Here is a 26567-nt window from a genome sequence, read left to right as displayed (position 1 = left end):
CTCCGGTTCTCAAGAAGTATAGTAAAGTATGGCGGCACCCGTCATCTTAAAACAAGAAAATCCATTTTAAACAACTATGAATAACTTCACTTTTTATAACCCCGTGAAAATCCTGTTCGGAAAAGGACAGATCAGTGCTATCAGCAAGGAAATTCCGGCAGGGGCGCACGTCATGGTGACCTATGGCGGCGGCAGCATCAAGCAGAACGGCGTGTACGACCAGGTGATGGAGGCGCTCAAGGGCTTTCAGGTGAGCGAGTTCGGGGGCATTGAGCCCAACCCGCACTACGAAACGCTGATGAAGGCCGTGGCGCTTGCCAAGGAGAAGAAGGTTGATTTCTTCCTGGCGGTGGGCGGAGGCTCCGTGATTGATGGGACCAAGTTTATTGTGGCGGCGATGGCGTATGAGGGCGAGGACCCCTGGGATATCATGGCCAAGCGCGAGCCTGTAACCAGGGCGGCTCCGTTCGGTGCGGTGCTTACCCTGCCGGCCACGGGCTCTGAAATGAACTCCGGCGCCGTTATCAACCGGGTATCTATTAAGGAGAAACTGTCGTTTGGCAGTCCCCATACTTTCCCCAAATTCTCGGTGCTCGACCCGGAAACGACGTTTACGCTGCCGGTTCGTCAGATCAGCAACGGGGTGGCGGATGCGTTCTCGCATGTGCTGGAGCAGTACCTGACCTACCCGGTAAACGCGCCGCTGCAAGACCGCTTTGCGGAGGCCATACTTCTCACCCTGAAGGAAGAGGGACCAAAGGCGGTGCAGAACCCGCAGGACTATGACACCATGGCCAACTTTATGTGGGCCGCCACCATGGCGCTGAATGGCGTGATCCGGGTGGGGGTGCCAACGGACTGGGCTACCCACTACATTGCTCATGAGCTAACGGCCCTGCACGGCATCGACCATGCCCGTACCTTGGGCATCGTGTTCCCTGCTTTGCTACGGTATAAAAGCGAGACCAAGAAGGAGAAGCTGCTGCAGTACGGTGAGCGTATCTGGAATGTGACCAGCGGCACCGAGGATGAGCGCCTGGAGGCGACCATCCAGGCCACCATTGCCTTCTTCGAATCGCTGGACATTAAAACGCGCCTCTCGGATTACGAGGTGGGGGAGGACACCATCCATACCATCATCTCCCGTTTTGAGCAGCGTGGGGTGAAGGACCTGGGCGAGCGCGCCGATATCCAGATCCAGGATGTGAAAGAAATACTCTTGCTGAGCCTGTAAAGTATAGGTAGAACGTAGAAGTATAAAGTATGGGCAAGGCCGCTGCAAGGGTAACTGCAGCGGCCTTGCCCATACTTTATACTTCCGTATCCTGACGCAGAATGCCCTTGAAGATGATCTTTACCAGGCCATCGAAGACCTCACCAGGCGTCTTGGGCAGCTCCTGCATCAGTTCTTTCGGAACCTGCTCGGTGAAGTCGGGGTTCAGGATCGTCTCCAGGGCGCTGGCGTAAAGCAGCACGGCCATGGTACGGTTCACGTCCGCGCGAACATAGCCCTCCCGGTAGCCTTCGTCCAGCAGGGCGCTGAACCGGAGAAAAGCGGCATCGGTTTTATACTTTTGCAGGTGCAGCCACGCCGAAGGAGCGTTTTTCCGGATATCCACCACAAAGTCCGGGTTGATGTCGTGCAGTTTGGTGCCCACATAGCCGAAAATGCGCCGCGTCTTGTCCGGGAAGGGCAGGCTCTCGTCTGCCAAAGTTCGCTCCACCTCCTGCTGTATGTCCTGCCCATGCTGCCGGATGATGCTACTCAGCAGCTCCTCCTTGCCCGGAAAGTGCTGATACAACGTTTTCTTGCTCATGCCCAGGCGCCTTGCCAGGTCCGCCATCAGCACTTTGCTATAGCCCTGGGTAAAGAACAGGGCCTTCGCCTCGGCTAAAATTCTGTCGCGTGGGGTTTCCTGAGCCTTCATAGTAAAGTCAGCGGGTTGAGGATTGTCGGTCTATGTGCCCCTGAAAGTATGGTTATTCAAGAGCAGATTCGCAAATATAAACATTAACGCATCACCTGCGGGAGGATAGGTAGTTGTATTTCCTGCCTTTATGCGGCTACACCTCTGAGAGGCCATACGAAATAAGGGGAATACGGCACGCAACCGGGAAACTTTTAAGAAGCATATTGCATTAATAAGCCATACCCTTTACCAGGTATGAGATCGTTGGTTGTTAATCTGTATGCATTAACATGTTGATATATAGTAAAGAGTCTATTTATATCAATGTTACGATTCTGTAAATTTTATTTTATTTATACTTGTATTTTTAAAGGTAGTCTTCTAAATTGCATCAAGCAGTTCCGGAAAAAGCTAGCCGGGAAATACAAAACGACCGACGACAGTTAGTAAACGATTTAAAACCAATGCTGTTAAAGTACATGTTTTCAGCAACAGTGCGCAACACAGCATTCACAGGCAATCTAACTTTTAGCCAATGCTAGACATCATCAACCTAATTGCATTCTCCGGTATTTTCAACGTGCTGTTCTTTTGGTATGCCTCCACCAAAATGAGATCCAAGCCGGACCCGATTAAAACACTGATCGTATCGTTTGTTTTCTCAATTCCCCTGAGCTTCCTGCTGATTGGCGTGTACACCACCATGCTGATCTACGCGGCCAAGAGCGGCGCCAGCGAAGATGCCATGTGGGAGTACATGGAGCAAGAGGAACTGCAGTAGAATAGCATTTACGTTATTACTAGTATACTTCTGAAACAGCGAAAGCCACCTATATGGGTGGCTTTCGCTGTTTTTATACTTTAAAAGATTAGTGGCTGCCGGCGCTGCTGCCTACATCGCTTCCGCCGTCCTGCACATCAGCGCTGCCGCGGCTGCCGCTTTTCTGCGATGGCACCCCGCCCACGTCGCCTCGTTTGGCCTCGGCGTTATCAATGTCCTGGCGCTGGCCGGTGGGGTTGATGTTGGGCACCTTGTTGCCTTTGTTCATCGTCTTGTTAAGGTCCTCGTTCTTGAGCTTGTCTTTATTCTTATCGTTCTTGTTCATCTTTCTAAATGGTTTAAGTTAATAATAGAGCCTGGTTTCTGGTCTCCTTTATACTTGTTTATACTTTATACGTTAGTCCCGCTCGTCACTGCCGGAGCTGTAACGGTCGTGCCTTGGGTTGCGGCTGGTATAGTTGCCGTGGTAGCTCCGGCGCCTGCCGCTCAGCGGGTCGTAGTGGCGGTTCCAGTCGGGGTCGTAGTTGCTGGTGCCATCGTAGCCGTAGCTGAGGGAGCCGGCCTGGTTGCCGTAGTTCTCGCCGCCGCCCTGTCCGTAGTGGTCGGGGCCATAGCTGGCGTTAAAGTTGCTGCTGCCATACCTGTCGCGCTCGTCCATGCGGTCGCGCACGCTGCGGTGCTGGCGGCTTCCATCATCGTTTCCGTAATCATTGCTGCGGTAGTGGTCCCGGTCGTTCCAGTCGGCGTAGTTGCTGCTGCGGTAATGCTTGTCGCCCTGGTCGCGGTAGCGGCTGTCGGTGTTATAGTTGTCGTGGTCGTAGCCCCGGTTGCGGCTGTCCTCGTTGTAGTTCCTGTTATAATCTCTGTTGTAATCGCGGTTGTAATTTTGATTATAGTCGTTGTCGCGGCGGCGGCTTCTATCTGTGCTGCCGAAGCCGTCCCAGGTCGTTTCGTTGCGGTGGTCGCTGGTGGTGTCCAGCCGGTAGGCGCCACGGTAGCTGTCCTCGTCCACCTGGCGGCGGCCCTGGTTGCGGTTGCGCTCGTTGCTGTCCCTATCCCTGTTCCAATAGTTTGATTCCATAGGTATTGAGTTTTGTTGATGTATCCATTTTAACGGATGCCGGGCCCCTGGGTTTAGGGCTACCTTAACCCAAGGGCGGTGCCGCACCGTAGAACAGGTAGCGTAAACATTCATTTAACAAATTCATCAAGCTATGAGAGACGACAGAAGAGACAACCAGAGGAGACAGGAGAATTACCCGGAAGACAGGGAGGGGCAGTGGCTGCATGGGCACCACCAGGGCCAGAACTCCGACAGGGGCAACTATACCACCGACTCGCACTTTAACCGTGGCTACGGGGTTAGCGCTGACAGCCAGTATGGCGACACCCGCAGCTTTAACAGCAATGCCGACCAGTGGCAGATGTCGCCGCAGGGCCGGTTCCAATCCGGGGGCGCGCACTACAGCGGGCAGGATTATACGCGCGGCGGCAGCGGAAGCGACAACCCCTACGGCATGAGCTACGTGCCAGACGACGACTACAACTCCGGCCGCCATTACGACCCGCAGGCCGATTACTCCGACAGAGACTTTGATGAGCTGAGACGCCAGGGCCGGTCTGATTACAGGTATGGCATGGCCGACGAGCGCTTCGGACACGACGTGCGCCGTGGCGACCACAGCGGCAACTGGGCGCGCGGCCAGCGCGGCGATTACGAGTCCTACCGCCGGTACGAACAGGGCAACCGCAACTATGACAACGACTACAGCGGCGGATTCAGCGGCCGTAACTACACGCCCGGCGAGCAGCACTACGGCGAAGGTAACCGCTACAGTGATAGGGATAGCCGCCAAGGCCAGCGGGAGGTAGATCGGGAGGGCTATATGCGCGACCGCGACCGTCGCTAAACCCGAACACCAAGTATAACTATGTATAACCGAAGCGGCGCAGCGTAAAGCCTGTGCCACTCATACTTTAAAGAACCATGAGAGACGAAAGAGATAGGCATTACGGCGACTTCAGCCGGGCTTACCGGCAGGAAGGATATGACAACGACCGCCACTGGCGCTTCCGTGGCCAGGAGCGGGCTCAATTAGGCGATACACGGAACGAACCGGGCCAGCATTACCGCATCCAGCATAGCCAGGAGTATGGCCGCAGGGGAGGAGACGCCTGTAACCAGGAGGATTTCTATAACGAGATGTACGACATCTCGAACTACACCGACCAGCCCAGGCCACAGGATTACGGCTTGCCGCACGGCGCCGAGAACGATCTGGACACCGTGGAGCGTTTCCCGTACGCTGAGGGACCTTACAACAGGCAAGTGCGGCACTACAGCTACAACACCGGCTATAACCCGAACTACGACAACCCGGAGGAGGGGGATCGTTACCGCGACTTTGACAGCCGGGGCAATCACGGCTACCGGCACGATGCCTCCTATGGCAACGAGGATGAGTTCAGGGACTTCGGGGATGACCACTATGGCCGCCACGACCGCAGCAACAGCGGCTATTACGGTTATTTTGGAGGCTACAACAGATAAGCATACTTTCATGTAACCATTCCGTATAAGGAGCTGTACATTGTATTAAATTTCCATCTGAGAAAAGGCCGCGGCAGGAGCTGCGGCTTTTTTTTGCCCCATCCCTTCGTTTGCTGCATCATCTGCCAGTGCTACGCAGCTGCACGTATTGCACTGTTTCTTAGTCCATACTTGCAGCGCTAGTTTCTACGGATCCTTTTAATAATTTTTTCAGAGCGATAATTGACTTACCGTTAGCTATGTCGTATGTTTGCGACATACATCAAATTAAAAGCATGACCTACACCAAAGCCACACAATTCAGCCAGGAGCAGCAGGAGGTGGCCCGCATCGCCAAGGTGTTGTCGCACCCGGCGCGCATTGCCATCCTGCAGCACCTGGCCGAGACCAAGACCTGCATCTCCGGCGATATCTCCAGCGCCCTGCCGCTGAGCCGCACCACCGTGTCGCAGCACCTCACAGAGCTGAAAAATGCCGGTCTGATCAGAGGGGAGATAGACGGCCTCACCGTCTGCTATTGCATCGACCAGGAGCAGTATGACAGGGCCAGGCATTTAGTAGAGTCCATGCTCGCTGCCATTAAGAGTACCTGCTGCGACGCTGGCTGCAGCTGTTAAACAAAAAGATTTAACCCCTTAAAGTATAAACCGATGAGCCATACTGTATTTCCGCGCATGCACGTGAGCCTTTACGTGAGCGATATCCGCAAAACCACTGCATTCTATACTTCCTTCTTTGGCCAGGAGCCGGCCAAGGTAAAGCCGAACTACGCCAAGTATGTGCTCGATACCCCGTCGCTGATCATCTCGTTTGTGGAAAACCCGGAGCGGGTGCAGCAGCACTTTGGCCACCTGGGTTTCCAGGTGGAGACGCAGGTGGAACTGGAGCAGCGCCTGGAGGTGGCTAAGGCCCTGGGCCAGGTATCAAAAGAGGAGATCGGCACGGCCTGCTGCTATGCCGTGCAGGATAAGTTTTGGGTGGAGGATCCGGATGGCGTGCAGTGGGAGGTGTATTATTTCCATGAGGATGCCGAGTTCAACGACCCGCATTACGAGAGTGCCGACGCCAGCGCCTGCTGCATGCCGCCGGCCAAAGAAGAGAAGCCAATGGTGCAGCTGACCGACATCAGCTTTGTGTCTGATTTTGAAGGAGGGGCCTGCACCCCCGGCGGTGGCTGCTGCTAAGTATAAAGTATAAGTGATAATGCGCCAGCAAGTATAAAACGCATACTTGTTGGCACTTGTGTAACGCTGGTTAAACCTACACTGAAGTATGAAGATCGCCTTCTTCAGCGATATCCACGCTAACCTGCCCGCCCTGGAGGCCGTGCTGCAGGACCTGCAAGAGAAACAACCGGACATGGTCTACTGCCTCGGCGACCTGGTAGGGTATAACGTTTGGGCCAACGAGGTAGTGGAGCTTATCCGCAAGCACCGCATCCCCACCATTGCCGGGAATTACGACGAGGGCGTGGGCCTGCACAGCGGCGACTGCGGCTGCGCCTACAAAACTGAGGAAGATAAAGCCCGCGGCAACCAGTCCATCGACTACACGAACCAGATCATCAGCCACGAGAACCGGAAATATTTGCGGGAGTTGCCCCGTCATTTCCGGGTGGAGTTGCAGCCAAAGGAGGGAGAGAAGCTGCGGATCCTGATGGTGCACGGCAGTCCGCGCAAGATTAACGAGTACCTCTTTGAGGACCGGCCGGAGAATAGTATGGTACGCATGCTGGAAGAGGCGGAGGCAGACGTTATGCTGTTTGGCCACACGCACAAGCCCTATCACCGGCAACTGGAAACGGATGGCAAGTATAGACACGCCATAAACCTGGGCTCGGTGGGCAAGCCGAAGGATGGCGACCCGCGCGCCTGCTACGTGCTGCTGGAGCTGGACGAGCACAGCACTGCCGCTGCGCCCGAAAGTATAACAGTGACCTTCGTGCGCGTGCCCTACGACGTGGAGCGGGCTGCTCGTGCCGTGGAGGAGAGCCCGCTGCCAAACGCGTTTGCCGATATGCTGCGCAAGGCTTATTAAAGTATAAAATATAGCTGTTTATGCTTCCTTACTTAAAGTACAACAATAGATAGAATGACGACTTCCTGCAACCCAACGTATAAACGCCAGCGCCTTTCTTTCCTAGACCGCTACCTTACCCTCTGGATCTTCCTGGCGATGGGGCTGGGCGTGGCACTGGGCTACCTGGTGCCGGGCATGGAGCGCTTCATCAACTCCTTCCAAAGCGGCACCACGAACGTGCCCATCGCGCTGGGCCTGATCATGATGATGTACCCGCCCCTGGCCAAAGTGCGCTATGAGCAGCTGGGCAAGGTGTTCCGCAACTTCAGGGTGCTGTCGGTGTCGCTGGTGCTGAACTGGCTGGTGGGGCCGGTGCTTATGTTCCTGCTGGCCATTCTTTTCCTCCGCGATTACCCCGAGTACATGGTGGGCCTGATCATGATCGGCCTGGCCCGCTGCATCGCCATGGTGATCGTGTGGAACGAACTGGCCGAGGGCGACCGAGAGTACGCTGCCGGGCTGGTGGCCTTTAACAGTATCTTCCAGGTGCTGTTCTACAGCCTGTTTGCCTACCTTTTCATCACGGTGCTGCCGCCATACTTTGGCATCAAAGGCGAGCTAATAAGTATAAGGATGGGCGAGGTGGCCGAGAGTGTGGCCATTTACCTGGGCATTCCGTTTGCAGCCGGCCTGCTCTCCAGGCTGGTGCTCAAACGCCTAAAGGGCGAGGCGTGGTACCAGCAGAAGTTCATTCCGGCCATCAGCCCCATTACGCTTGTTGCCTTGCTTTTTACCATCGTGGTGATGTTCAGCCTGAAAGGGAACACCATTGTAAGCATTCCTTTCGATGTGCTGCTGCTGGCCGTGCCGCTGGTAATTTACTTTGCGGTGATGTTTTTGGTGAGCTTTTTTGCCGGCAAGGCGGTGGGGGTGGACTACGCGCAGAACGCAGCCATCTCGTTTACGGCGGCGGGAAATAATTTTGAGCTGGCCATAGCCGTGGCCATCGGCGTGTTCGGCATCAACTCGGGCCAGGCCTTTGTGGGGGTGGTGGGGCCGCTGGTGGAGGTGCCCGCGCTTATACTTTTAGTGAACGTGGCGCAGTGGTTGCGGAAGCGCTTCTATACTTCCCGGGAGCTGAAGGAGCAAGTTACGGCCTGATTCTATCAACATGACGCAAAGAAAGCCTGTCCTACATGTGGCAGGCTTTCTTTTTATACTTCCAGTTCAGAATTCCTTCAGACTTCTTCCTTAATTTACCGTTTCTGAAGAACCTATGAAGATACTTGTAATAGAAGATGAGGCGGCCCTGAAGGACTCGATCGTGGCGTACCTGAAGCAGGAGGGGTATACCTGCGATGAGGCCACCGATTACCGCAGCGCGCTGCTCAAAACCGCCTCGCATACTTACGCCTGCGTAGTGGTAGACCTCACGCTGCCGGATGGCAACGGCCTGAACATCGTGCGCTCGCTCAAAGAAAACCACACGGATACGGGCATCATCATTATCTCCGCTAAAAATGCCCTCGACGACAAGATTACGGGCCTGGAGGTGGGCGCCGATGATTACCTGACCAAGCCTTTTCACCTCTCGGAGTTAAATGCGCGCCTGAAATCGGTGCTGCGGCGGCGTAACTTTAACGGGCAGAAGGTGCTGCGCGTGGGCGAGGTGGAGGTGCAGCCGGAGGCGGCAGAGGCCTCGGTGGCGGGCAAGCCGCTTACCCTCACCCGCAAGGAGTATGAACTGCTGTTATACTTTGTCTCCAACCGCAACCGCGTGCTTACCAAGGAGTCCATAGCCGAGTACCTGTGGGGCGATCATATCGAGATGCTGGACTCGCTCGACTTTGTGTACACGCACATTAAGAACCTGCGCCGCAAGATCATAGAAGCCGGAGGACAGGATTACATCAACACCGTGTACGGGCTGGGGTATAAGTTTATGAGCCCATGAGAGTTCTCACCAAGACCAGTTTATACTACCTGCTGGTGTCGCTGGTGGTGTTTGCGGTGGGCGGCACGGTGTTTTACCTTACGCTGCGCGAGGAGATCTACGACGAAGTGGACGACCAGTTGTTTACCGACAAGGAGAACATCATCGCCTATATCCGTCAGTACGACCGTCTGCCCAATGTAACCTCCGGTATCTCAGAGGCCATCCACGTGAGGAAGGCCAACCCGGAAAAACTGGTGATGGAGCAGCTCAAGGACACGCTCATCTTCAGCTCCTACGACGAGGAGTTCATCCCGTTCCGGCAACTTACCTTCACGGCCTACCGGCAGGGGGAGCCCTACGAGTATACCATCTTCAAATCGGTGATGGATTTTGAGGACCTGACGGAAAGCACGGTGCTGGCCATGGTGTGGATCTTCCTGCTGCTGCTCGTGGGCCTGGTGTTCGTGAACTACTACATCAACAAGTATACCTGGCGCCACTTTTACGGCACCCTGGCCAAGCTCAAAAGCTATACCCTGAGCCAGCACCAGCCCCTGGCGCTGAGGCAGAGCAACACCCGCGAGTTTGAGGAGCTGAACCAGGTGCTGCAAAGTATGACCGGCAAGATCCACAACGATTACCTGAACCTGAAGGAGTTCACCGAGAACGTCTCGCATGAGATACAGACGCCGCTGGCCATTGCAAGCAGCAAGCTGGAGCTGTTCATGCAGTCCGAGAACATCACCGAGGAGCAGGCCCTGCTGCTGTCGGATATGTACAGCGCCCTTAACCGGCTGGCCCGCCTCAACAAGTCCCTCATCCTGCTCACCCGCATCGAGAACCGCGAGTTCAGCGTGGAGGAGCGGGTGCCACTGCACCGGCTGCTGCAGGAGCAACTGGCGCACCTGCAGGAGATTATTGCCATGCGGGAACTGGAAGTGCGGCAGGAGGAGCTGGACGAAGCGTACCTGCACATGAACAGCGGCCTGGCCGATGTGCTGCTGCAGAACCTGCTCAACAACGCCATCAAGCATAATAAGCCCGGCGGAAGTATAAAAGTGCTGCTCAACAGCCAGAAACTCTGCATCCGCAACACCGGCGACGCGCCGCAGGACCAGCCCGAGAAGCTCTTCGGCCGCTTCCAGACCGGCCACGACGCCGTGGGCTCGCTGGGGATAGGGCTGGCGCTGGTGAAGAAAATCTGCGACATCTACGGGCTGATCCCCAAGTATAACTACACCAACGGCGAGCACAGCCTCTGCATTTATTTTACAAAATAGCACCTTATCCAGCAGGTTCTTCAGATTCTCTTCAAAATCAGCCAGTATACTTGTGTATAGGCTTACATTAAAATATTAGATATATGAAGAAGAGAAGAATAAGCGGTGTGTTGCTTGGCGGGATGCTGCTGCTGGGCGCTACATCGTGTAGCGATATACAAGGAGAGATAAGCGAACTATGGGACAAGGTGGAGGTGCCGGAAGCAGTTAAGACACAATTTACGTCGCTCTACCCTGATGTGAAAAACCTGGATTGGGACGAGGAGGCGGAAGGCTTTGAAGCGGAGTTTGAACTGGGCGGAAGGGAGCGCTCCGTGCTGTTCAGCCCCGAAGGCAAACTGCTGCAGGTAGAAGAGGAGATAGCAGCCAACAGCCTGCCGCCGCAGGTGCTGGCGTATGTGCAGCAGCATTTCGACAAGTACACCCTCGACGAGACGAGCTTGCTGAAGGTAGGCGAGAACATAAGCTACGAAGTGGATCTGGAGTACCGTGATGCGGAGGTGGAGCTTTCCTTTGACCAGAGCGGGCAACTGCTGGGGCAGACAGGGAGCGGCGCAAGTATAAATTCGCCGCAGTTGCAGGAGGCATCGCTTGTGGGCTCGCTGGGCTTGGCGGCCTCCTCTGCAAACGCGTTCTCCAAGCCGGTGGCTTCCTGGGAACTGCCTTCCGAACTGCGCGAGGTCTCCGGCATTGCGCTGCTGCCCGACGGGCGCATGGCCTGTATCCAGGATGAGAAAGGGACTATCTTCATCTATAACCTGACTTCTAAAAAGTTGGAAGAGCAATATCCGTTTGGCGAGTCGGGCGACTATGAGGGGATCGCGGTAGATGGAAAGACGGCCTACATCCTGCGCAGCGACGGCACGGTCTTCGAGGTGAATGATTTTATGAGCGCGAAACCAAACGTGAAGGAGCATAAGTCCATGCTGGCGGGCAGCCAGAACACCGAGGGCCTGGCGCTAGATAAGAGCAACAACCGCCTGCTGATCGCCTGTAAGGGCCACGACAGGAAACTGGGCAATAACAAGGGCATCTATGCGCTGGACCTGCGTACCGGGAAGATGAACCCCGAGCCTGTGATCTCGATTCCGCTGGCGCAGGAGCCGCTGCAGGCACCGGCCGGGGATAAGAAAAAGGCAAAGGATGGATATGATGTGCTGCAGCCCTCTTCGCTGGAGATACACCCACAGACCGGCGCGTATTACGTGCTGGACGCCGTGAACCAGCGCATCATGGTGCTGGAGAAGGATGGAAAGATCGGCAAGCTGGAAACGCTGGACGAGAACCTGATGCGGCAGCCGGAAGGGCTGGCCTTTGGACCGAACGGGGAAGTATACATCGCCACGGAGGGCAGCAAGAAAAGCAACGGCGCCATCCTGAAGTATAACGCCGCCCTGTAAGTATAAAGTATAAAGTGCCTATAAAAGCAGGAGGGGCAGCGATGGAACGTATCGCTGCCCCTTTTTAATTTTTTCCTTTAGCCTACTTATTTCAGCTCCAGTATCAGCGGTGCTTTAACAGGCAGGCTGATCTTAGACTGGCCCAATTCGTAGGTTTTACCGGTGAGCACATCAGTGCCTTGCTTTATACGTTGTAATTGCGGCGCGAATTTCTGCAGCTCCAGCTCGTAGGGTTTCTCGTTCTTGTTCAAGATCACCATCACTTTATTGTCTCCCTGCTCGCGGAAGTATACATACACGCCTTTGTAGGGGGCATAATGCGTTAGCTTGCCGGTGTGCACCGCCGCAGCGTTTTTGCGCCAATTGAGCAGCTTTTTGGTGAACTGCTGCATCTCCTGCTGCTCCGGCGAGAGGCCCTTTCCGGTAAAGGCATTCACTTTATCGCCGGCCCATCCTCCCGGAAAATCCGTCCGGATGATGCCGTGGTCGCCGCGCTCCTCGTTGTGCATCAGGATCTCCGTGCCGTAGTATACCTGCGGGATGCCGCGCGTGGTCAGGATAAAAGCCAGCGCCAGCTTGGTCAGGTCGGCGTCCTGGTTCAGTTGGGTATAGATGCGGTCCATATCGTGGTTGTCGGCAAACACCACCAGGTTTTGTGGGTCGGCATAGAGGAAATCAGTGGCCAGCACGTTGTACAGGTGCAGCCAGCCGGTATCCCAGCCGCTTTCATCGTCGCGCAGAGCCGTGGTGAGGGCTCCCTGTAGCGGGAAATCCATCAGGCTGGGCAGGAAGGAAGTATAGCCGTTCGGGTTCTGCTTGCCGCGCTGCCAGTAGGCTATAATGGCCGGGTTCAAGGACCACTCTTCGCCCACAATATTAAAGTTCGGGTACTCCTTCATCACGCGGCGCGTCCACTCGCTCATAAAGTCCGGGTCGGGGTATGAGTAAGTGTCCATCCGGATGCCGCCCAAATCTGCGTACTCAATCCACCAGAGGGTGTTCTGGATCAGGTAGGTGGCTAGTAGCTCGTTGCGCTGGTTCAGATCGGGCATCGACTCCACAAACCAGCCGTCGGTGTGCAGCTTGCGGTCGTAGGCAGCGGCGTAGGGGTCCTGTATGGCTTCGCGGCGGTGGTTGGTGGTCTTAAAGTCGCCCTGGAAGTTGAGCCAGTCCTCGGTCGGCAGGTCTTTCATCCACCAGTGCTCCGAGCCGATGTGGTTCAGGATCATGTCCATTACCAGTTTAATGCCGCGCTCCTTGGCCTGCTGCGATAGCTTTACATACTCCTTGTTGGAGCCGAAGCGCGGGTCCACCTGGTAATAATCGGTGGTGGAGTAGCCGTGGTAGGAGGTCCGGTCCTGGTTGTTTTCCAGCACGGGGTTCACCCAAAGGGCGGTAAAGCCCATGTCCTGGATGTAGTCCAGGTGTTGGATGATGCCCGTGATGTCTCCGCCGTGCCGGCCGCTTTTGTCGGAGCGGTTCAGCCCCTCGGTCATGCCCTTCACGTTGTCGTTTTTGGGGTTGCCGTTGGCAAAGCGATCCGGGGTGATAAGGTAGATGACATCGGCGGGGGTAAAGCCCTGGCGGCTGGCGGAGCTGGCCGCGCGCTGCCGCAGTTCGTAAGTATAACGGTGCACGGTCTTGTTGCCTCGCTTCAGCTGCAGGGTAAACTTGCCAGGCTTTGCGTTTTGAAGGTCCAGGTTGAGGAAGAGGTAGTTGGGGCTTTTTACCTTGATCACGTCTTTAAGCGCCACGCCTGCCTGGTTCAGGGATGGGGTCAGGTTTCTGATGTTGTCGCCGTGCAGCATCAATTGCAGGTGGGTGTCTTTCATGCCGGTCCACCAGAAGGCGGGCTCTACCCGCAGTTGCTGGGCAAAGGCCGCTGAGTACAGCAGGGTGAGCAGGAGCGAAAGCGTTAGTAGTTTTATCCGGTTCATAGACTTGGAGTGGTAGAAGTATGGCAGGATTGATTCCTGTTCATACTTAGATAGCCGTTAAAGTATGGGTTTATCCCTCCCGGGCTCACCTTTTATACTTTTGGATTGGAAGTATAGCCGTAAAAAAAGCAGGCAACCGTTTCCGGAAGCCTGCTTCAAGTATAACGTATAAAAGCCTTACTTCAGGATCACCCCATCCGCCACGAAGCGCAGCTCCTCTTTTGGCGCTGTAATGGCGGCTATCTCTGCCTCCGACTTACCGGCGTCCTCGGCAAAGTGGCGCAGGTCCTCCACAGACACCAGCTCTCGTTTGGCCGTACCGGTAAACACGACTTGCCGCCCTTCCAGGTTTTCCGTCGGCACGAAAAATCCATAATCACGGAACGTCACTTTCATGTCACTGTCATCGCTCAGCTTCACATCCATCCAGCACCCTTTCTTCTGGCAGCTTTGCTTTATCTCGGCGGCCACGGTGGCCTGTACCGAGTCCTTACCGGCCACGGCGGCCGTTAAGGCAGCGGCTGGCAGCACGTTTTCCTCGGAAAAGGGAGCACCGAACGCAGCCCCTGCCTCCGATGACAGCGCTTCCTGCGCCGTTGTTGTTTCTGTGGCAGCCTGTTGCTGGTTGCAGCCGTAAGCCATGGCGGCCACGAGCAGAAGGAGAGTAGCTTTTTTCATGTATCGTGTTTATGGTGAAAGAATTACAAAAGTAGCAAATCAATACTCAGTTGCAAGTCCTGCGCCTACGTATTCCTGTTGCTTGGGAGAGCCGGTACGGTGTGCATAAAGTATGGGATTGAGCTCAACTCCTTGTTTCTGTTAAGGAAGGTAGTCTGCAAGGTGTAAGGGTTTTATACTTTACCGCGATGTCAGGTTCATCCAGCGGGCGCGGTCTATGGTGATGGTGACGCGGCCGGTGAGCAGCGGCAGGTAGGCCACCGGCAGCGAGGCCTGGAAATCCGAGAGCCACAGGTCCAGGGTGGTGGAGAAGTATAACGAGCTGCTCTCCGGAGAAAAACTGATGGGCACGACCAGGTCCCGGGTTACGCTTTGCAGCTGCACCGCGGTCTTGCGCCTGATGGTCTCCGAGCCGAGGTTGCCGGCGTTGATCTGCCGCTCCGGCGCAGCCATGGTGATGTAGAGCTGCGGGTATCGCGCCCCGAACAGCACGTCGAAGGCCATGTTTTGCGGGATGGTATCCTGCAGCGGAACCAGAGTCTCCAGGGAGAGAACGCACTCGAGCTGCTGCAGGTCCTTGTTGTAGCGCACCAGCATCTGGTCCGACACGAACTCGTATGGTGCGGAATGCCCATCCAGCGTGAGCAGTACACGGTTACTGCCGGTGTATGGCGTACGGTTTCGCTGGCCCACCACATCAGGGGCAGACAGCAGCAATGGGAGCAATAACAAGAGGTATAGCAGGCGTAAATTTCTCTCCATAGGTGGCGTTGGGGCTAAGGTCTCTTCTAAAGCTTCTAACGCAAACGGGCAGGCGCAGGGCTATACTTTTCCGGCAGAAATCAGCACAACTAAAAGATTCTGATAAGGTTACTAGGGTAGGACGTGGCCAAACTCAAATAAAAGAGGCTTTTGCAAAACTATAACAAGGTCGCAAAAGTATAAATTACTACACGTATACAGTGCAGCAGGTACAACAGCGCGGCCCGCATTCAGCGCACAGGATAACGGAGCAGAGGATGAACCAGGATAAAAAGAACCAAGTAAACCCCAAGCAGCGGTCAGCCTTCAAGCGGATCGAGCGGATGCACCCGATCAGGATGCTGCTCTACCTGAGCATGGTGGGCATTGGGGTGCTGTTCTTTGTGCTGGTGGTGGCCTTTGCGCGTACAGGCGGCTTTCCGGAAGGGCAGTTTGACCTCCCGAAGTTCTTTAGCATCAGCACCATCATACTTCTCTTCAGCAGCTATACCATCTCCAGGGTGCCCCGCTTCTACAAGCAGGAAAAGCTGAAGAAAATGGCGCGTTACCTGGGCGCCACGCTTGGCCTGGGGCTTCTATTCATCGGGGCGCAGCTTATCGGCTGGAACGAAATGACGAAAACGGGCGTGTACTTCTCCGGCAAATCCTCCGGCACCTACCTCTACCTCATATCGGCGCTGCACATCCTGCATTTATCGGGCGGTATTATTTTCCTGTCGTTCATGGTGTTTAAGATGGTTTACGTGAACAGCGACGCCGTGCGCAGCCTCGTCTTCATCCGTGATCCCTTCCGCCGCCTGCAGCTTTCGATGCTCAACAGCTACTGGCATTTCCTTGATTTTCTGTGGCTGGGTTTGTACCTGGTACTGCTCTTTATCGCTTAAGTATAAATTGTATAGCCAGGCAAAGTATAAGCTCTTGTTGAAGCTGATCTTTTCTACTTTCTGCTTTTCTCAAAGTATAAACAGGAATCCCCGCCAAAGTATGAACCTTGGCGGGGATTCCTGATATAGATGATTTCTGCTCTTACCTGACTAAGGTGACGCTGCCCTTGTAGGTGGTGGTGCCGTAGTCGATCACGTAGAAGTACACGCCGTCGTTGACCTCGCTGCCGTCCCAGCTGAAGCGGCTGTCGGTGCTGCGGAACACCTCACGGCCCCAGCGGTTGTAGACCTTGATACTGGTGAAGGTGGCGGTGCAGAACTCGGGCGGCAGGTTGGGAATGTGGAAGAAGTCGTTCTTACCGTCGCCGTTGGGGGTGAAGATGTTGGCCGGCACGTAGTCAGCGATCCTGGGTGCCTCCACCCGGAATTCCATCGTCAGGCGCTGGGGTTTGGGGTCGCAGGCGTCCTCCTGAAGTATGAAGTTGACGCGCAGCACCTCCTGCAGCGCGGCCGGGCAGTTGGCCACCCAGGTGAACTTGCCCTTGGCTTCCCCGGCGGCGCCCGTGGCCGTGAACGCCATGCCGTAGTTGGCCAGGCTGAAGCCGTCTCCCTCAGCCGACATGATCAGGTTGTCCAGGTCCAGGTCCAGCCCGTCGAAGTTCGCCTCGAAGGCGTCGTCCAGCTTAAGGGCAAAGGAATGGGTGCTCTGGTCTGAGGTGAGGGTGGGGGCGTTATTGGGATCCTTTAGCACAAACTCCAGCGTCAGTTCTTTGTCCGGTGAGGTGTCGCAGGCATCCTCGGTAAGGTTGAATTTCACGCGCAGGTTGTCTTGCTGAAACGCCTCGCAGGTGGGGGTCCAGGTAAACACGCCGTCTGCCGCGCCGGCGCCACCCGTACTGCTGAACTGCATGTCGTACTGTTCCAGCGAGGCGCCATCGATACTAGCCAGTAGCGAGAGCATGTCCTGGTCCAGGTCGCGGCCGAAGATGTTGGCGGTAAAGGGCTGCCCTACTTCCAATTCTATGGTGGTGGCCTCCTGGTCTGAGCCGATGGTGGGTTCATGGTTATTGGAGATGGTCCTTACCTCGATTGTTTCGGTGCGGATCTGCTCCTTGTTACAAGCGGTGCTCCTGACGGTAAAATCCAACGTATAGCGCTCCTTCTTCATCGTTTCGCAGGTGATGTCCCAGGAGAAAGGAGAGGAAACCTCGCCGGGACCGCTTTTGTTCTCGAAGTGTATCTGTTCAGTGCCCATGTCAAAGTCTCTGCCTGTCGCACTGAGCAGCACCTCGTCCTTGTCGGGATCCAGGCCCAGCACGTTAAAATCAATCCGGTCGCCCTCACGCACCTCAAATATGCGCTTTTTAGTGGAGAGCGTTACGGCTGGCGGCGCGTCGGGCAAGGGTTCTATCACGAAGCTTACCCGCACCGTGTCCTGGCGGGGCAGGCTGCAGCCGTCATCCTTCACGATGAAATCCATCTGGTATACTTTGCCCTCGGTATTGAAGCACGCGTCGAAGCAGACGGTGGCGCTTAGCGTATCCTGGCTGGTGCCCTGGTTGATGATGCCCCTGGTGTCGCCGGTAAAAGTATAGCTTGCGCCGGAGAAGTTAACCGGCTGCGCCCGCAGCTCCACGTACTCACTCATGTCCGGATCTGTGAAGAACACGTTCAGGCAGCGCTCGGTGTCGGAGGAGCTGATGCGCAGCACTTCCCCCTCCTGGTAGATATTCTTTTTGCCTTTCTGCTGCGCGATTACCTGGGGTGTTTGGTTGCGGGGGCAATCCAGCACCAGCACCTGGAAATCACGCCTTACCTCACCTATTTTCGTTCTATTGCGGTACTCCTGCACCCGGATTCCGAACACAAAGAGGCCTTTGCGGGCCGGGCGCATCGTCAGTAAACCGGAATTCTGGTCTATGTTCAGGGCCGGGGTGCCCGGTATCTGCGTGGAGGCGTTGTAGCCCGGCAGCCACTGGATGAGCGGGTAAGGGGCCGGCAATGGGGCCCTGATGTAGCTTGGCGGGTACGTTATGTTATAGTAAGCCGGCTGGTCAGGGTAGGTGTAACCGTTGAGCGGGGTCACCATGTCGTACACCAGGGAGTCGCCGTCCGGGTCGGTGCCATTGAACTCGAAATAAAAGAGTTCGTCTACGCAGGCGTAGTCGCTGAGCGGGGGGAAAAGGATGGGGGAGGAGTTCTGGAAGAATTGCCCGCTCTGGATAACCGGTGGAAACTCCATGTAAAACACCTGCGCGGCATCCTCCGGCCTTACAATGTTATTGATGGTGCGGTTGCGGCAGCAGCGCTCCCAGGTAATATAATAGCCGCCCGGTTCGTTGTAGATGTTCGGGTCCAGGTAAATGTTGGAGGTATAGATGATTTTGTCTGTTACCAGTTCTCCCACGGTACAGTCAATATTGGTGTAGGGCACCCGCCTGGTGGAAGTAAGGTTCAGGGTGGCGCGGCCAATGTTCCTGTTGGTGGCCTTGCTGAAGATGTTCACGGATACATAGGGGTCTTTCGCGCCGATGCTTCCGTTAATCACATCAAAGTACAGGTTCAGGCTTAGCTTGTAGTTATACCCACTGAGGTGCTGCATCTCGAACTCGCCCCCCACAATATGTGTGGCGCGAGCGGAAAGGAAACAGGTGCACAGCAGGAAAGTTAGGAGAAGTAGACGTTGCAGCATAGGCCCAGCCAAATTGTTAAAGTATAATTCTGACTTAAATATAGCAGAAGCTACGGATATTTAAACAGTTTCTAAGAAGATTATACTATACTGACGGGGCGGCTGTTGTTCCTTCGGGCAGGTTTATCTACGGGGCTGCTCGTGTGGCTGCAGTGTCTTCTCCAGCAGTTCCTCGAAGGGCAGCGGTTTGGAGAAGAAGGCATCCTGGTAGCTATTGACGGCGAAGCGGATAAAACCGGGCCGATTGTTCACTTTGATGTAATCAAGCAGCACGTTGCCGTACAGCTGGTTGCAGAGGCTGGTGCCAGGCAAATCGGAGGCGGGAGGGGTTAGCACGAGTTTTTCTATTTCCTCGGTGTACCGCTCGTGCCGCACCTGTAGTTTGTTGCCGCTGTGCAGCGTATAGCCCTGCTGCTGCACGCGGTCTTTGAGGAGCTCAAGGAAAAAGCCGAAATTCTCGGCTCCTATACTTGGGTCATAAAAGAAAATGGCACCTCTCAGGTGCTCCTCCGCTATAACCTGCACCCGGTACCGGGCCGGCAAATCAGCCTTTTTATAGTGATAGGCGGTGAAAAAGGGCTCCGTCCAGTTTAGGTATGTTTGGTTCGAGAGCCATGTATGGTAGGCATCCATAAACTTAGCCGAGCGCTTTGTAACGCTGCAGGTGGGCAAATTCTTCCTATAGCCCAACAATCGCTTAAAAAAATCGTTAAATGGCATCTGATTATTTACCTGATAAACATACTTTGCCCTAAATAGTTTTTAGGCTATGCCTGGAGCCGGTGATGACCGGGTGGCGTTTAACAAAAAATGTGTTTAAAGACTCTGAGTTTAAAAATAACGATCATATGCCAGTTGCGCGCTGTGGGCCGGAAGTATAAACGGCTGCTGTCCCGCTGCTGCAAACCCTGAAAACTTATGGAAATACTGACACAAGAACTCGAGACCAAGAAGCGGCTGCTACAGGAGAGTAACAGGCTGCTGAACGCGCAAATAAAGGCTGCCAAGGATGCCATGGACGAGGCTCAGGAAAGCGCGAATGACCACCAGGGAGCCATGGAGGACAAATTTGAGTCGTTCCGGGAGAACTGCCAGATACAGCGCGACATGTATGCCCGGCAGCTGGACGAGCTGATGACCACACAGAGCGTGCTGCGCCGCATTAACGCCACCAAGCTGAACCACGATGTATCCCTAGGGGCGGTGGTGCACACGGAGCTGCAGAACTACTTCATTGGCGTGAGTCTGGGGCAGATTGTGCTGGATGGGGAAAGCTATTACGCTATCTCGGGCCTCTCGCCATTGTTTAAAGCCATGATGGGCAAGACGACCGGAGAAACCTTTGAGTTTAGAGACAAAAGCTATAAGATATTGCAAGTATTTTAGAATCTGAGATTTTTACCCAAACATTAAAAACCCACAGGACCAGTTTGGAGTTAAAAGGATGGTAAAGGGTTAATAAAAAGGGTTAGCTGTAAATAGCTAACCCTTTTGCTTTTATATATTTTATGAGGCTTACTCCACCCGCGTCCAGTACTGTGTGCGGCCAATAAGCGAGATGCCGATGTAGCCTTTCACTTCCATTTTGTCTTTGCCGGTCATCTTCATGTAGCAACTGTAGGTTTTGCCGCTCTCCGGATCGTAGATCGTGCCATCATCCCACTTATTGTCGCCGTCATACTCAAAGCCTTCCATAAACCGCAATCCTATCAGCGGCTTGCTGCGCAGCTTCTTGTCGGGGTTGTTATCGTCCAGCTTGGGTTTTCCATTGCGCAGGGGCTCCTTTAGCGACACGATCTTGCCGCACAGTTTTTCGCCGCACTTGTAGATCTCGAACTTGGCCTTGCCTTCTTCGTTCGTCCAGGTCCCGATCGGTGACAGGCTCTGGGCCCAGGCGGCAGACGTGAAAAGCATGAGCATCAGAAGGGGTAAGAGGTGCTTTCTCATGGGTTAAGATTTGTGGTTAGTTTGCAATGTAATTTAAGGAAATTTTTTTACCTGCCAGTTCTGCACGCATTAAAATTCAAGCCCAGCTATAAACCATTTTCAGGCTGAACCGGCGGGCCTGGCAGGGACAGAAGTATACTTGGTACTTGTGCAGCGCATTGCTTTACAGATACTTATAAGTATGCCGCGCAAAAGCAGATCTAAGTGGGCTTCAGGGTGCCGTGGCAGCGCTTGCGGCATCCGGGGAAAGTATGAAAACAAACACCGAAACATTGTGAACTAATCCCCGTTTTTTTACCTTTATACACAAGTGAGTGGCGGGTGCCACGGCCTTTAAGCCAGATGTTGGTTACAAAACGCAGCGTCGGCTTAAGGTTTATGTCGGACTAAAGAGAAAGGAGGTGCTATGTCTAATCCATCGGTCGTCTTAGTAAGCCAAGGTAATAATGCTCACGTAAAAGGTGAGCTGGCTTAGTAAGCAGTACTGGCTACTGCTTACGCAGATAGCGATTTACCTTTGGTCTTCTTAAGAGATGGTAAACTGAAACACAGGGCGCCGCTTACTGAGAAATTGAAGGATTCCTGAAACACCTGGTGTAACTTGACGGGCTACACCGGGTGTTTCTTTTTTATGCCCCGCCCAACGTATAAAACCTACAGGTCGTCCTTGTAGATGCTTTTGTTGCGCATGCGCCGCTCCTGCACAAAGGTGCCCACATAAAAAGCCACGGCCACAAAGCTGCTCAGCCCCATCAGCAGCAGCAGCACGTGCTGCAAACTCCACCCAAAGCCCTCCGGCTCTATTTGCCAGATCATCAGCAGTCCCGCCAGCAGCGTGAGCGCCGACACCGTGTTAAACACAAAGCGGTTGTGCTTGCGCAGATGATAGGTGCAGGCCAGCAGCAAAATACCCAGAAACGGGGCGAGAAGTGCCATAGGCGGCCTGGCCGGGTGGCTGAAGTATAGAATAGTGCCGGCAATGAGAAGCACCAGCGCGTTCAGGGTGTTAATGACATAGGGATGTACCATAGCTCAGAGATTTGCCCGGTAGGGCCACTGCGGCCCTGCTATGGTTGCTTGTACGTGAAAATGCGGAAGTGTTATACTTGCTTAGAGCACACGGCGCACCTGCAGAAAGCGCACCTCATAGCCGCTGCCCTCTACCTGGCTCAGTTTTACGCCCCCGTTCGACGAGGAGTGCACAAATTCAATGGTATCGCCGGGCTGGGAGATGACGATGCCGACGTGGCCGGGCTCGCGCACCTGCGGGTTAGTGCCGGTAAAAATCACCAGGTCTCCGGGACGGGCCTGCTGCCGCGTTACCTGCTCGCCCTCCTCTGCCTGCATGCGGGAAGAATGGGGCAAAGCTACCTCATACCTGTCATACACGTGCGTGATGAAGCCAGAACAGTCGAAGCCTGCGGGTGTTTCGCCGGCCCAGATGTAGGGCGTTCCCATTAATGTCAGCGCATAATCCACCAGGTCCTGTGTTCCATCGGAGTAGGCATTTGTATGGGCCGGTTGTGCCGCTGTACCGGTCGGGGCATCGGCAGCTTTCGTAACGGAGGCGGTGCGGTAGCTAGGCGTAGCCGCAGTCCGGGCCTCAAACGAAGCGGATGCATCTGTATTGGAACTGGCAAAGTGCTGCGGCACGAAGAGCAGGAGCAGGGCCAGCAGTACAACCGGGGAGAGCATGATGAGCAAAGTCTTTTTCATAGTGTGGTGTGTTTGGTTCGGTAGTGCTACTAAAGAAAACTTCGTGCCAGTTTTTGCACAGTTTCTTTAAGCATAGGGTGATACGATAAATGTCTTTTCCATAACAACGCCTATAGCAAGAAAAGTTCTACCATGCCCCAGCCGGCCTTTGGTACCAAAAACCGATCATTCACGAAGTATGGTATCCGGTTGAGACGGGTTGCAAGTATAATAATACTACTAATGAATATATAAATGGTGTTTTAAGAGCAGTGGCACACCTGTAAGCGGATGGAACTATACAAGACAATCTCCCTGGAGATATTTTGCGACGAGACCCGGAGGAGGCTTTTTCTGCGGTGCCTGGAGCAGCTGAGCTCGAAGGAGTTCAGGGAAGGGCTGCTGGAGGCACTCCACTGTGCGGAGATCCACCACATAAAGCAATGGCTGCTGGACCTGCGCGAGATAGGGGAGTTGGATGAGGAGGAGGAAGTATGGCTGCAGCGTTACTTTTTCCCCAACATCATGGCTAAGCTCGGCACCGGCAATTTTGTGGCCATGGTTCTGTCGGAGAGGTGCTACAACATGCTGCTCAACGAGGCGGGCAAGTATGGGTTGCAGAGCTACAACGAGGTCATCATCATTAAAAACTTCTGCCACCTACAGGATGCGATACGCTGGCTCGACACAAAGGCCGCACACGCGGGCTGACGCCAGCTTCGGCAACAGTTGTTTGTACAGGGATTTTGAAAAACAGGCGAATTGTCGTAAAATGCCTGTTTAATAAATTTGACCCCAGATACAAACATGCGCAAACACAACCGACTTAAACTATCACTCTTACTAGTTCTATTCCTGAGCTTGGGAAATGCGGCGGCGGCCCTGGCAGCGGAGCTGCGCTATACCCTCTCGATGCCGGAGCCTCATACGCACTACTTTGAGGTGGAGGCGGAGCTGAGCGGCGCCCGCAAGAAGTACATCGACTTTACCATGCCTGTCTGGGCGCCGGGCTCCTACCTGGTGCGCGAATTCGCCAAGAACGTGGAGAGCTTTGAGGCGACCGACGGAACGGGGAAGGCGCTGCGAAGCGAGAAAATCGACAAGAACACCTGGCGCGTGTACAGCAACAAGGCCAGCGTGGTGCGCGCCAAATACGATGTGTACGCCTACGAGATGAGCGTGCGCACCAGCTACCTGGATGCATCGCACGGTTATGTGAATGGCACCAGCATGTTCATGTACCCCGAGGGCTTCGAGAAGCAGCAAGGTACGCTGGTGGTAAAGCCTTTCTCTGGTTGGGATAAAGTTTCCACCGGACTCAAGAGCACCGGCAAGTTCACCTATACTTTCCCGAACTACGACATTCTGGCTGACTCGCCGCTGGAGATCGGCACCCACGAAGTATACGAGTTCACAGCGGCCGGCGTGCCGCACGAGCTGGCCATGTATGGCGGCGGCAACTACGAGCCAAAGAAACTGATGGCCGACATGACCAGGGTGATAGAGGAGGCCGTGAAAGTGATGGGCCAGTTGCCCGTGGACCGCTACGTGTTCATTGTACACAACCTGGAGCGCGGCGGTGGCGGCCTGGAGCACCTGAACTCCACCACACTGCAGACCTCCCGCTGGAACTATGGCAACGAGAGCAGTTACCACGGCTTCCTGGCGCTGGTGGCCCATGAGTACTTCCACCTCTGGAACGTGAAGCGCCTGCGCCCTGCGCCGCTAGGCCCCTTTGACTACAACAGCGAGAACTATACGCGCCTGCTGTGGGTGTCGGAGGGTATCACCAGTTATTACGATGACCTGCTGGTGCGTCGCGCCGGGTTCTACTCGCCCGACAGGTATTTGGGCATTGTGGCCGGAAGTATAAATTCGGTGGAGAACACTCCAGGAAACAAGATTCAGTCGGTAGCGGAGTCTAGCTTTGATGCCTGGATCAAATACTACCGCCGTAACGAGAACTCGAACAATGCAGAGGTATCTTACTACACCAAGGGCGGCGTGCTGGGCCACCTGCTCAATATGGAGATCATGGAGGCCACGAAAGGCGATAAGAGCCTGGACGACGTATTCCGCTACATGTATGAGCGCTACTACCAGAAGCTGGACCGCGGCTTTACGGAGGAAGAGTTTAAGCAGGCCATCGAGAAGGTGTCCGGCCGAGACATGGATGCCTTCTTCCGCAGCTTTGTGCACGGAACCGAATCACCTGACTACAACCAGTACTTTGATGCGGCCGGCCTGCAACTGGTGAACACGAACGAGGGTAGCCAAAGTATAAACTGGGGAGCCTCCACCTACATGTCGGGCGGTAAGCTGATGGTGCGTGGCGTGAGCCGCGGCAGCAGCGCCTGGGAAGGCGGCCTGAACGCGAACGACGAGATCGTTGCCCTGAACGGCTACCGCGCCGGCGATAACCTGGAAGACCGGCTGGCAAGTATGAGCACCGGAGACACGGCCGAGGTGCTGATCTCCCGCGACGGAAAGCTGCAGACGCTGCAGGTGAAGATGCTGCAGGACAATAGCGTACGTTACCAGTTCATCCGCGTAGATAACCCAACCGCTACGCAGGAGAAGATCTTCAATGCCTGGCTTAACATCAGCAAGAGCTAAGTATAAAGTATAGCTAAAAAAACAAAGGCCGGAGTTTTTACTTCGGCCTTTGTTTTTATACTTGGTTTATACTTTAATCCAGCCGGAACGAGGCGCTCACCACCGCCGTGATCTCTTTCTCGATGGAAGTCGCGTCGTTGATGCCGTAGTCGGCAATCATGTTGGAGTTGACGGGGGTGATCTGGATAACCCCCATGCGCGCGTTGGTGATGGAGCCGAGGTCGCTGCCGGTGGCTTCGGCTATTTTCTGCGCCCGGTTCAGGGCATCCTTGGCGGCATCGGCCTGTATCTCGATCTTCAGGTCGGCCAGTTTGGTGTAGTAGTACTCGGGCGGCATCACCATGATGTTGATGCCTTGGCGCACCAGCGAGGTCATGTCCAGCGAAACGGCCTTTATCCGCTCCACATCCTTGGAGGTTACCTGCACCATCTGGTTAGCATTATACTGGATGATGCGGTTGGTGCTGTAGCCCTGGCCGGTTACCTCGTACACGGGGTTCAGGTTGATCGTGTTGAGTTCGATGTCGGCATCGGCAAAGCCTTTTTCCTTCAGGTAGTTCAGCACGCCGGGGCGTTGTTCCAGCAGGCGCTGGTAGGCGGCCTCAGCGGTGGGGGCCTCGGCCTGGATGCTGCTGCGCAGTATCCCCAGGTCGGAGGTGATCTCCCGCTTGGCGGAGCCGGTCACGTTAATGGTCTGGTTGGCCTGGTCCCGGAACCTGAAGATCTGCGACAGCAAAACGGCGCAAACAATCAGGCTGATGCCAAGCACAAGAGCGGGGAGCAGGAGATGGTTTCGGTTCATAGTTAGTATACGCTCGAAAGTATAAATATAGTATAAATTAAGTTTATTGTACTATTTTAAATTGCCTTCAGGCGGACTTTATACTTTTGTGCGGGCAGGTACTGCAATAAGCGACCAGAAAGTTGCATGGTAAGTACTTGTTTATTAATTTATAGCTATGTAAATTTCGTTTTCATTATGCGCTAAGATTACACTCTTATGGTGATATTTAATACCCCGGGCGTTAATATTACTTTTCAGGAACAGGAGAGGCTGCTGCTGATCCACTGGCTGAAGAAGCCGGACATGGAACTGCTGATGGATGCCTACCTGCATGCGCTCCAGTTTGTGTGCGATAACCGGCACACGTACTATTTCTGCACCAACCAGACCCAGATAGGGCCGCTGGACCGGGAGCAGGAGGCATGGCTGAGCCAGGAGTATTACCCAAAAGTGTTCGAGTGTATTCAGGACGAGATCTATGCGGCGGTCGTGTTCTCCAATGCCCACTTTAAGGCCATCGTGACCAACTACCAGGTGCCGGCCACCTTGCCGCAGCATCACTTCATCCAGTTCAACTACTTTACCAAGCAGCAGGAGGCGCTGCAGTGGCTTTCCGACGTGAAAAAAGGACAGGATGTGGCGGTTATTGCGCGCACAAACTGACCTTTTATACTTTCCTTTAGAACTGGTGCCGC

The 26567-nt window shown here is 54.7% G+C and carries 28 protein-coding genes; 16 read left to right on the top strand and 12 right to left on the bottom strand.

Annotated features, from left to right (window positions below; genetic code table 11):
• The first annotated feature begins 76 nt into the window (after positions 1 to 76).
• Entirely contained in the window at positions 77 to 1234 is a 1158-nt protein-coding gene (locus tag A3841_RS04535) for an iron-containing alcohol dehydrogenase (protein WP_073851107.1), read from the top strand.
• A gap of 76 nt (positions 1235 to 1310) precedes the next feature.
• Here the strand turns inward: A3841_RS04535 and A3841_RS04530 are convergent, their stop codons facing one another.
• A complete protein-coding gene (locus tag A3841_RS04530) occupies positions 1311 to 1928 on the bottom strand; it encodes a TetR/AcrR family transcriptional regulator (RefSeq protein ID WP_073851106.1) in 618 nt (205 codons plus the stop codon).
• A gap of 517 nt (positions 1929 to 2445) precedes the next feature.
• On the opposite strand from A3841_RS04530, the gene A3841_RS04525 reads away from it, so the two are divergent.
• The gene (locus A3841_RS04525; protein ID WP_073851105.1) at positions 2446 to 2691 is read left to right on the top strand and encodes a hypothetical protein; all 246 of its coding nucleotides are present in this window, start codon (positions 2446 to 2448) and stop codon (positions 2689 to 2691) included.
• Between the two features lie 88 nt (positions 2692 to 2779).
• On the opposite strand, the gene A3841_RS04520 is transcribed toward A3841_RS04525, so the two are convergent.
• Entirely contained in the window at positions 2780 to 3016 is a 237-nt protein-coding gene (locus A3841_RS04520; protein WP_073851104.1) for a hypothetical protein, read from the bottom strand.
• Positions 3017 to 3088: 72 nt separating this feature from the next.
• The gene (locus tag A3841_RS04515) at positions 3089 to 3772 is read right to left on the bottom strand and encodes a hypothetical protein (RefSeq protein ID WP_073851103.1); all 684 of its coding nucleotides are present in this window, start codon (positions 3770 to 3772) and stop codon (positions 3089 to 3091) included.
• 133 nt (positions 3773 to 3905) lie between these two features.
• On the opposite strand from A3841_RS04515, the gene A3841_RS04510 reads away from it, so the two are divergent.
• From A3841_RS04510 to A3841_RS04470, 9 genes are all read left to right on the top strand, one after another.
• Entirely contained in the window at positions 3906 to 4601 is a 696-nt protein-coding gene (locus A3841_RS04510; RefSeq protein ID WP_073851102.1) for a hypothetical protein, read from the top strand.
• Positions 4602 to 4678: 77 nt separating this feature from the next.
• Positions 4679 to 5242, top strand: coding sequence for a hypothetical protein (locus A3841_RS04505; RefSeq protein ID WP_073851101.1), 564 nt, complete (start codon positions 4679 to 4681; stop codon positions 5240 to 5242).
• Positions 5243 to 5517: 275 nt separating this feature from the next.
• Positions 5518 to 5859: an ArsR/SmtB family transcription factor gene (locus A3841_RS04500; protein ID WP_073851100.1), complete on the top strand. Its 342-nt coding sequence runs from the start codon at positions 5518 to 5520 to the stop codon at positions 5857 to 5859.
• 33 nt (positions 5860 to 5892) lie between these two features.
• The gene (locus A3841_RS04495; RefSeq protein WP_073851099.1) at positions 5893 to 6426 is read left to right on the top strand and encodes an ArsI/CadI family heavy metal resistance metalloenzyme; all 534 of its coding nucleotides are present in this window, start codon (positions 5893 to 5895) and stop codon (positions 6424 to 6426) included.
• Positions 6427 to 6514: 88 nt separating this feature from the next.
• Positions 6515 to 7279 (top strand): metallophosphoesterase family protein, encoded by a 765-nt coding sequence (locus tag A3841_RS04490; protein WP_073851098.1) that lies wholly within the window; start codon positions 6515 to 6517, stop codon positions 7277 to 7279.
• A gap of 54 nt (positions 7280 to 7333) precedes the next feature.
• Positions 7334 to 8422: an ACR3 family arsenite efflux transporter gene (arsB, locus tag A3841_RS04485; protein ID WP_073851097.1), complete on the top strand. Its 1089-nt coding sequence runs from the start codon at positions 7334 to 7336 to the stop codon at positions 8420 to 8422.
• 115 nt (positions 8423 to 8537) lie between these two features.
• The gene (locus tag A3841_RS04480; RefSeq protein WP_073851096.1) at positions 8538 to 9215 is read left to right on the top strand and encodes a response regulator transcription factor; all 678 of its coding nucleotides are present in this window, start codon (positions 8538 to 8540) and stop codon (positions 9213 to 9215) included.
• Positions 9212 to 10477: a sensor histidine kinase gene (locus A3841_RS04475; protein WP_073851095.1), complete on the top strand. Its 1266-nt coding sequence runs from the start codon at positions 9212 to 9214 to the stop codon at positions 10475 to 10477. The genes A3841_RS04480 and A3841_RS04475 overlap by 4 nt, the downstream gene beginning before the upstream one ends.
• Positions 10478 to 10560: 83 nt before the next feature.
• Positions 10561 to 11877, top strand: a complete 1317-nt coding sequence (locus A3841_RS04470; RefSeq protein ID WP_073851094.1) for a PepSY-like domain-containing protein — start codon at positions 10561 to 10563, stop codon at positions 11875 to 11877.
• A gap of 86 nt (positions 11878 to 11963) precedes the next feature.
• Here the strand turns inward: A3841_RS04470 and A3841_RS04465 are convergent, their stop codons facing one another.
• The 3 genes from A3841_RS04465 to A3841_RS04455 form a co-directional block, all read right to left on the bottom strand.
• Entirely contained in the window at positions 11964 to 13814 is a 1851-nt protein-coding gene (locus A3841_RS04465; RefSeq protein ID WP_073851093.1) for a glycoside hydrolase family 13 protein, read from the bottom strand.
• A gap of 177 nt (positions 13815 to 13991) precedes the next feature.
• Positions 13992 to 14492 carry a DUF4920 domain-containing protein gene (locus A3841_RS04460; RefSeq protein WP_073851092.1) on the bottom strand — a complete coding sequence of 167 codons (501 nt, stop codon included), beginning with the start codon at positions 14490 to 14492 and terminating at the stop codon, positions 13992 to 13994.
• Positions 14493 to 14672: 180 nt separating this feature from the next.
• Positions 14673 to 15254 (bottom strand): hypothetical protein, encoded by a 582-nt coding sequence (locus tag A3841_RS04455; RefSeq protein WP_139307873.1) that lies wholly within the window; start codon positions 15252 to 15254, stop codon positions 14673 to 14675.
• A gap of 257 nt (positions 15255 to 15511) precedes the next feature.
• Here A3841_RS04455 and A3841_RS04450 point away from each other — a divergent pair, with 257 nt between their 5' ends.
• On the top strand, positions 15512 to 16138 hold the full coding sequence (locus A3841_RS04450) for a cytochrome c oxidase subunit 3 (protein ID WP_073851220.1): 627 nt from the start codon (positions 15512 to 15514) through the stop codon (positions 16136 to 16138).
• Positions 16139 to 16280: 142 nt separating this feature from the next.
• On the opposite strand, the gene A3841_RS20470 is transcribed toward A3841_RS04450, so the two are convergent.
• Positions 16281 to 18830 carry a gliding motility-associated C-terminal domain-containing protein gene (locus tag A3841_RS20470; RefSeq protein WP_073851090.1) on the bottom strand — a complete coding sequence of 850 codons (2550 nt, stop codon included), beginning with the start codon at positions 18828 to 18830 and terminating at the stop codon, positions 16281 to 16283.
• 123 nt (positions 18831 to 18953) lie between these two features.
• Positions 18954 to 19463, bottom strand: coding sequence for a hypothetical protein (locus A3841_RS04440; protein WP_139307872.1), 510 nt, complete (start codon positions 19461 to 19463; stop codon positions 18954 to 18956).
• 285 nt (positions 19464 to 19748) lie between these two features.
• Here A3841_RS04440 and A3841_RS04435 point away from each other — a divergent pair, with 285 nt between their 5' ends.
• Positions 19749 to 20216: a hypothetical protein gene (locus A3841_RS04435; protein ID WP_073851088.1), complete on the top strand. Its 468-nt coding sequence runs from the start codon at positions 19749 to 19751 to the stop codon at positions 20214 to 20216.
• A 129-nt stretch (positions 20217 to 20345) separates the two neighbouring features.
• On the opposite strand, the gene A3841_RS04430 is transcribed toward A3841_RS04435, so the two are convergent.
• The 3 genes from A3841_RS04430 to A3841_RS04420 form a co-directional block, all read right to left on the bottom strand.
• Positions 20346 to 20777 carry a DUF2147 domain-containing protein gene (locus A3841_RS04430; protein WP_073851087.1) on the bottom strand — a complete coding sequence of 144 codons (432 nt, stop codon included), beginning with the start codon at positions 20775 to 20777 and terminating at the stop codon, positions 20346 to 20348.
• Positions 20778 to 21431: 654 nt separating this feature from the next.
• The gene (locus A3841_RS04425; RefSeq protein WP_073851086.1) at positions 21432 to 21806 is read right to left on the bottom strand and encodes a hypothetical protein; all 375 of its coding nucleotides are present in this window, start codon (positions 21804 to 21806) and stop codon (positions 21432 to 21434) included.
• 81 nt (positions 21807 to 21887) lie between these two features.
• Positions 21888 to 22493, bottom strand: coding sequence for a C40 family peptidase (locus A3841_RS04420; RefSeq protein ID WP_073851085.1), 606 nt, complete (start codon positions 22491 to 22493; stop codon positions 21888 to 21890).
• 270 nt (positions 22494 to 22763) lie between these two features.
• Between A3841_RS04420 and A3841_RS04415 the strand changes: the two genes are divergently transcribed.
• Both A3841_RS04415 and A3841_RS04410 read left to right on the top strand, forming a co-directional pair.
• Positions 22764 to 23183, top strand: coding sequence for a hypothetical protein (locus A3841_RS04415; protein ID WP_073851084.1), 420 nt, complete (start codon positions 22764 to 22766; stop codon positions 23181 to 23183).
• Positions 23184 to 23279: 96 nt separating this feature from the next.
• Positions 23280 to 25088 carry a M61 family metallopeptidase gene (locus A3841_RS04410; protein WP_073851083.1) on the top strand — a complete coding sequence of 603 codons (1809 nt, stop codon included), beginning with the start codon at positions 23280 to 23282 and terminating at the stop codon, positions 25086 to 25088.
• A 73-nt stretch (positions 25089 to 25161) separates the two neighbouring features.
• Here the strand turns inward: A3841_RS04410 and A3841_RS04405 are convergent, their stop codons facing one another.
• The gene (locus A3841_RS04405) at positions 25162 to 25890 is read right to left on the bottom strand and encodes an SIMPL domain-containing protein (protein WP_073851082.1); all 729 of its coding nucleotides are present in this window, start codon (positions 25888 to 25890) and stop codon (positions 25162 to 25164) included.
• Positions 25891 to 26088: 198 nt separating this feature from the next.
• Between A3841_RS04405 and A3841_RS04400 the strand changes: the two genes are divergently transcribed.
• Complete coding sequence (locus A3841_RS04400) at positions 26089 to 26535, top strand: hypothetical protein (RefSeq protein WP_073851081.1); 447 nt, start codon at positions 26089 to 26091, stop codon at positions 26533 to 26535.
• The last annotated feature ends 32 nt before the right edge of the window (positions 26536 to 26567 follow it).

It is taken from the genome of Pontibacter flavimaris (assembly GCF_001907195.1).
GTDB lineage: Bacteria > Bacteroidota > Bacteroidia > Cytophagales > Hymenobacteraceae > Pontibacter > Pontibacter flavimaris.
This window is presented reverse-complemented; position numbering and strand designations above follow the sequence as displayed.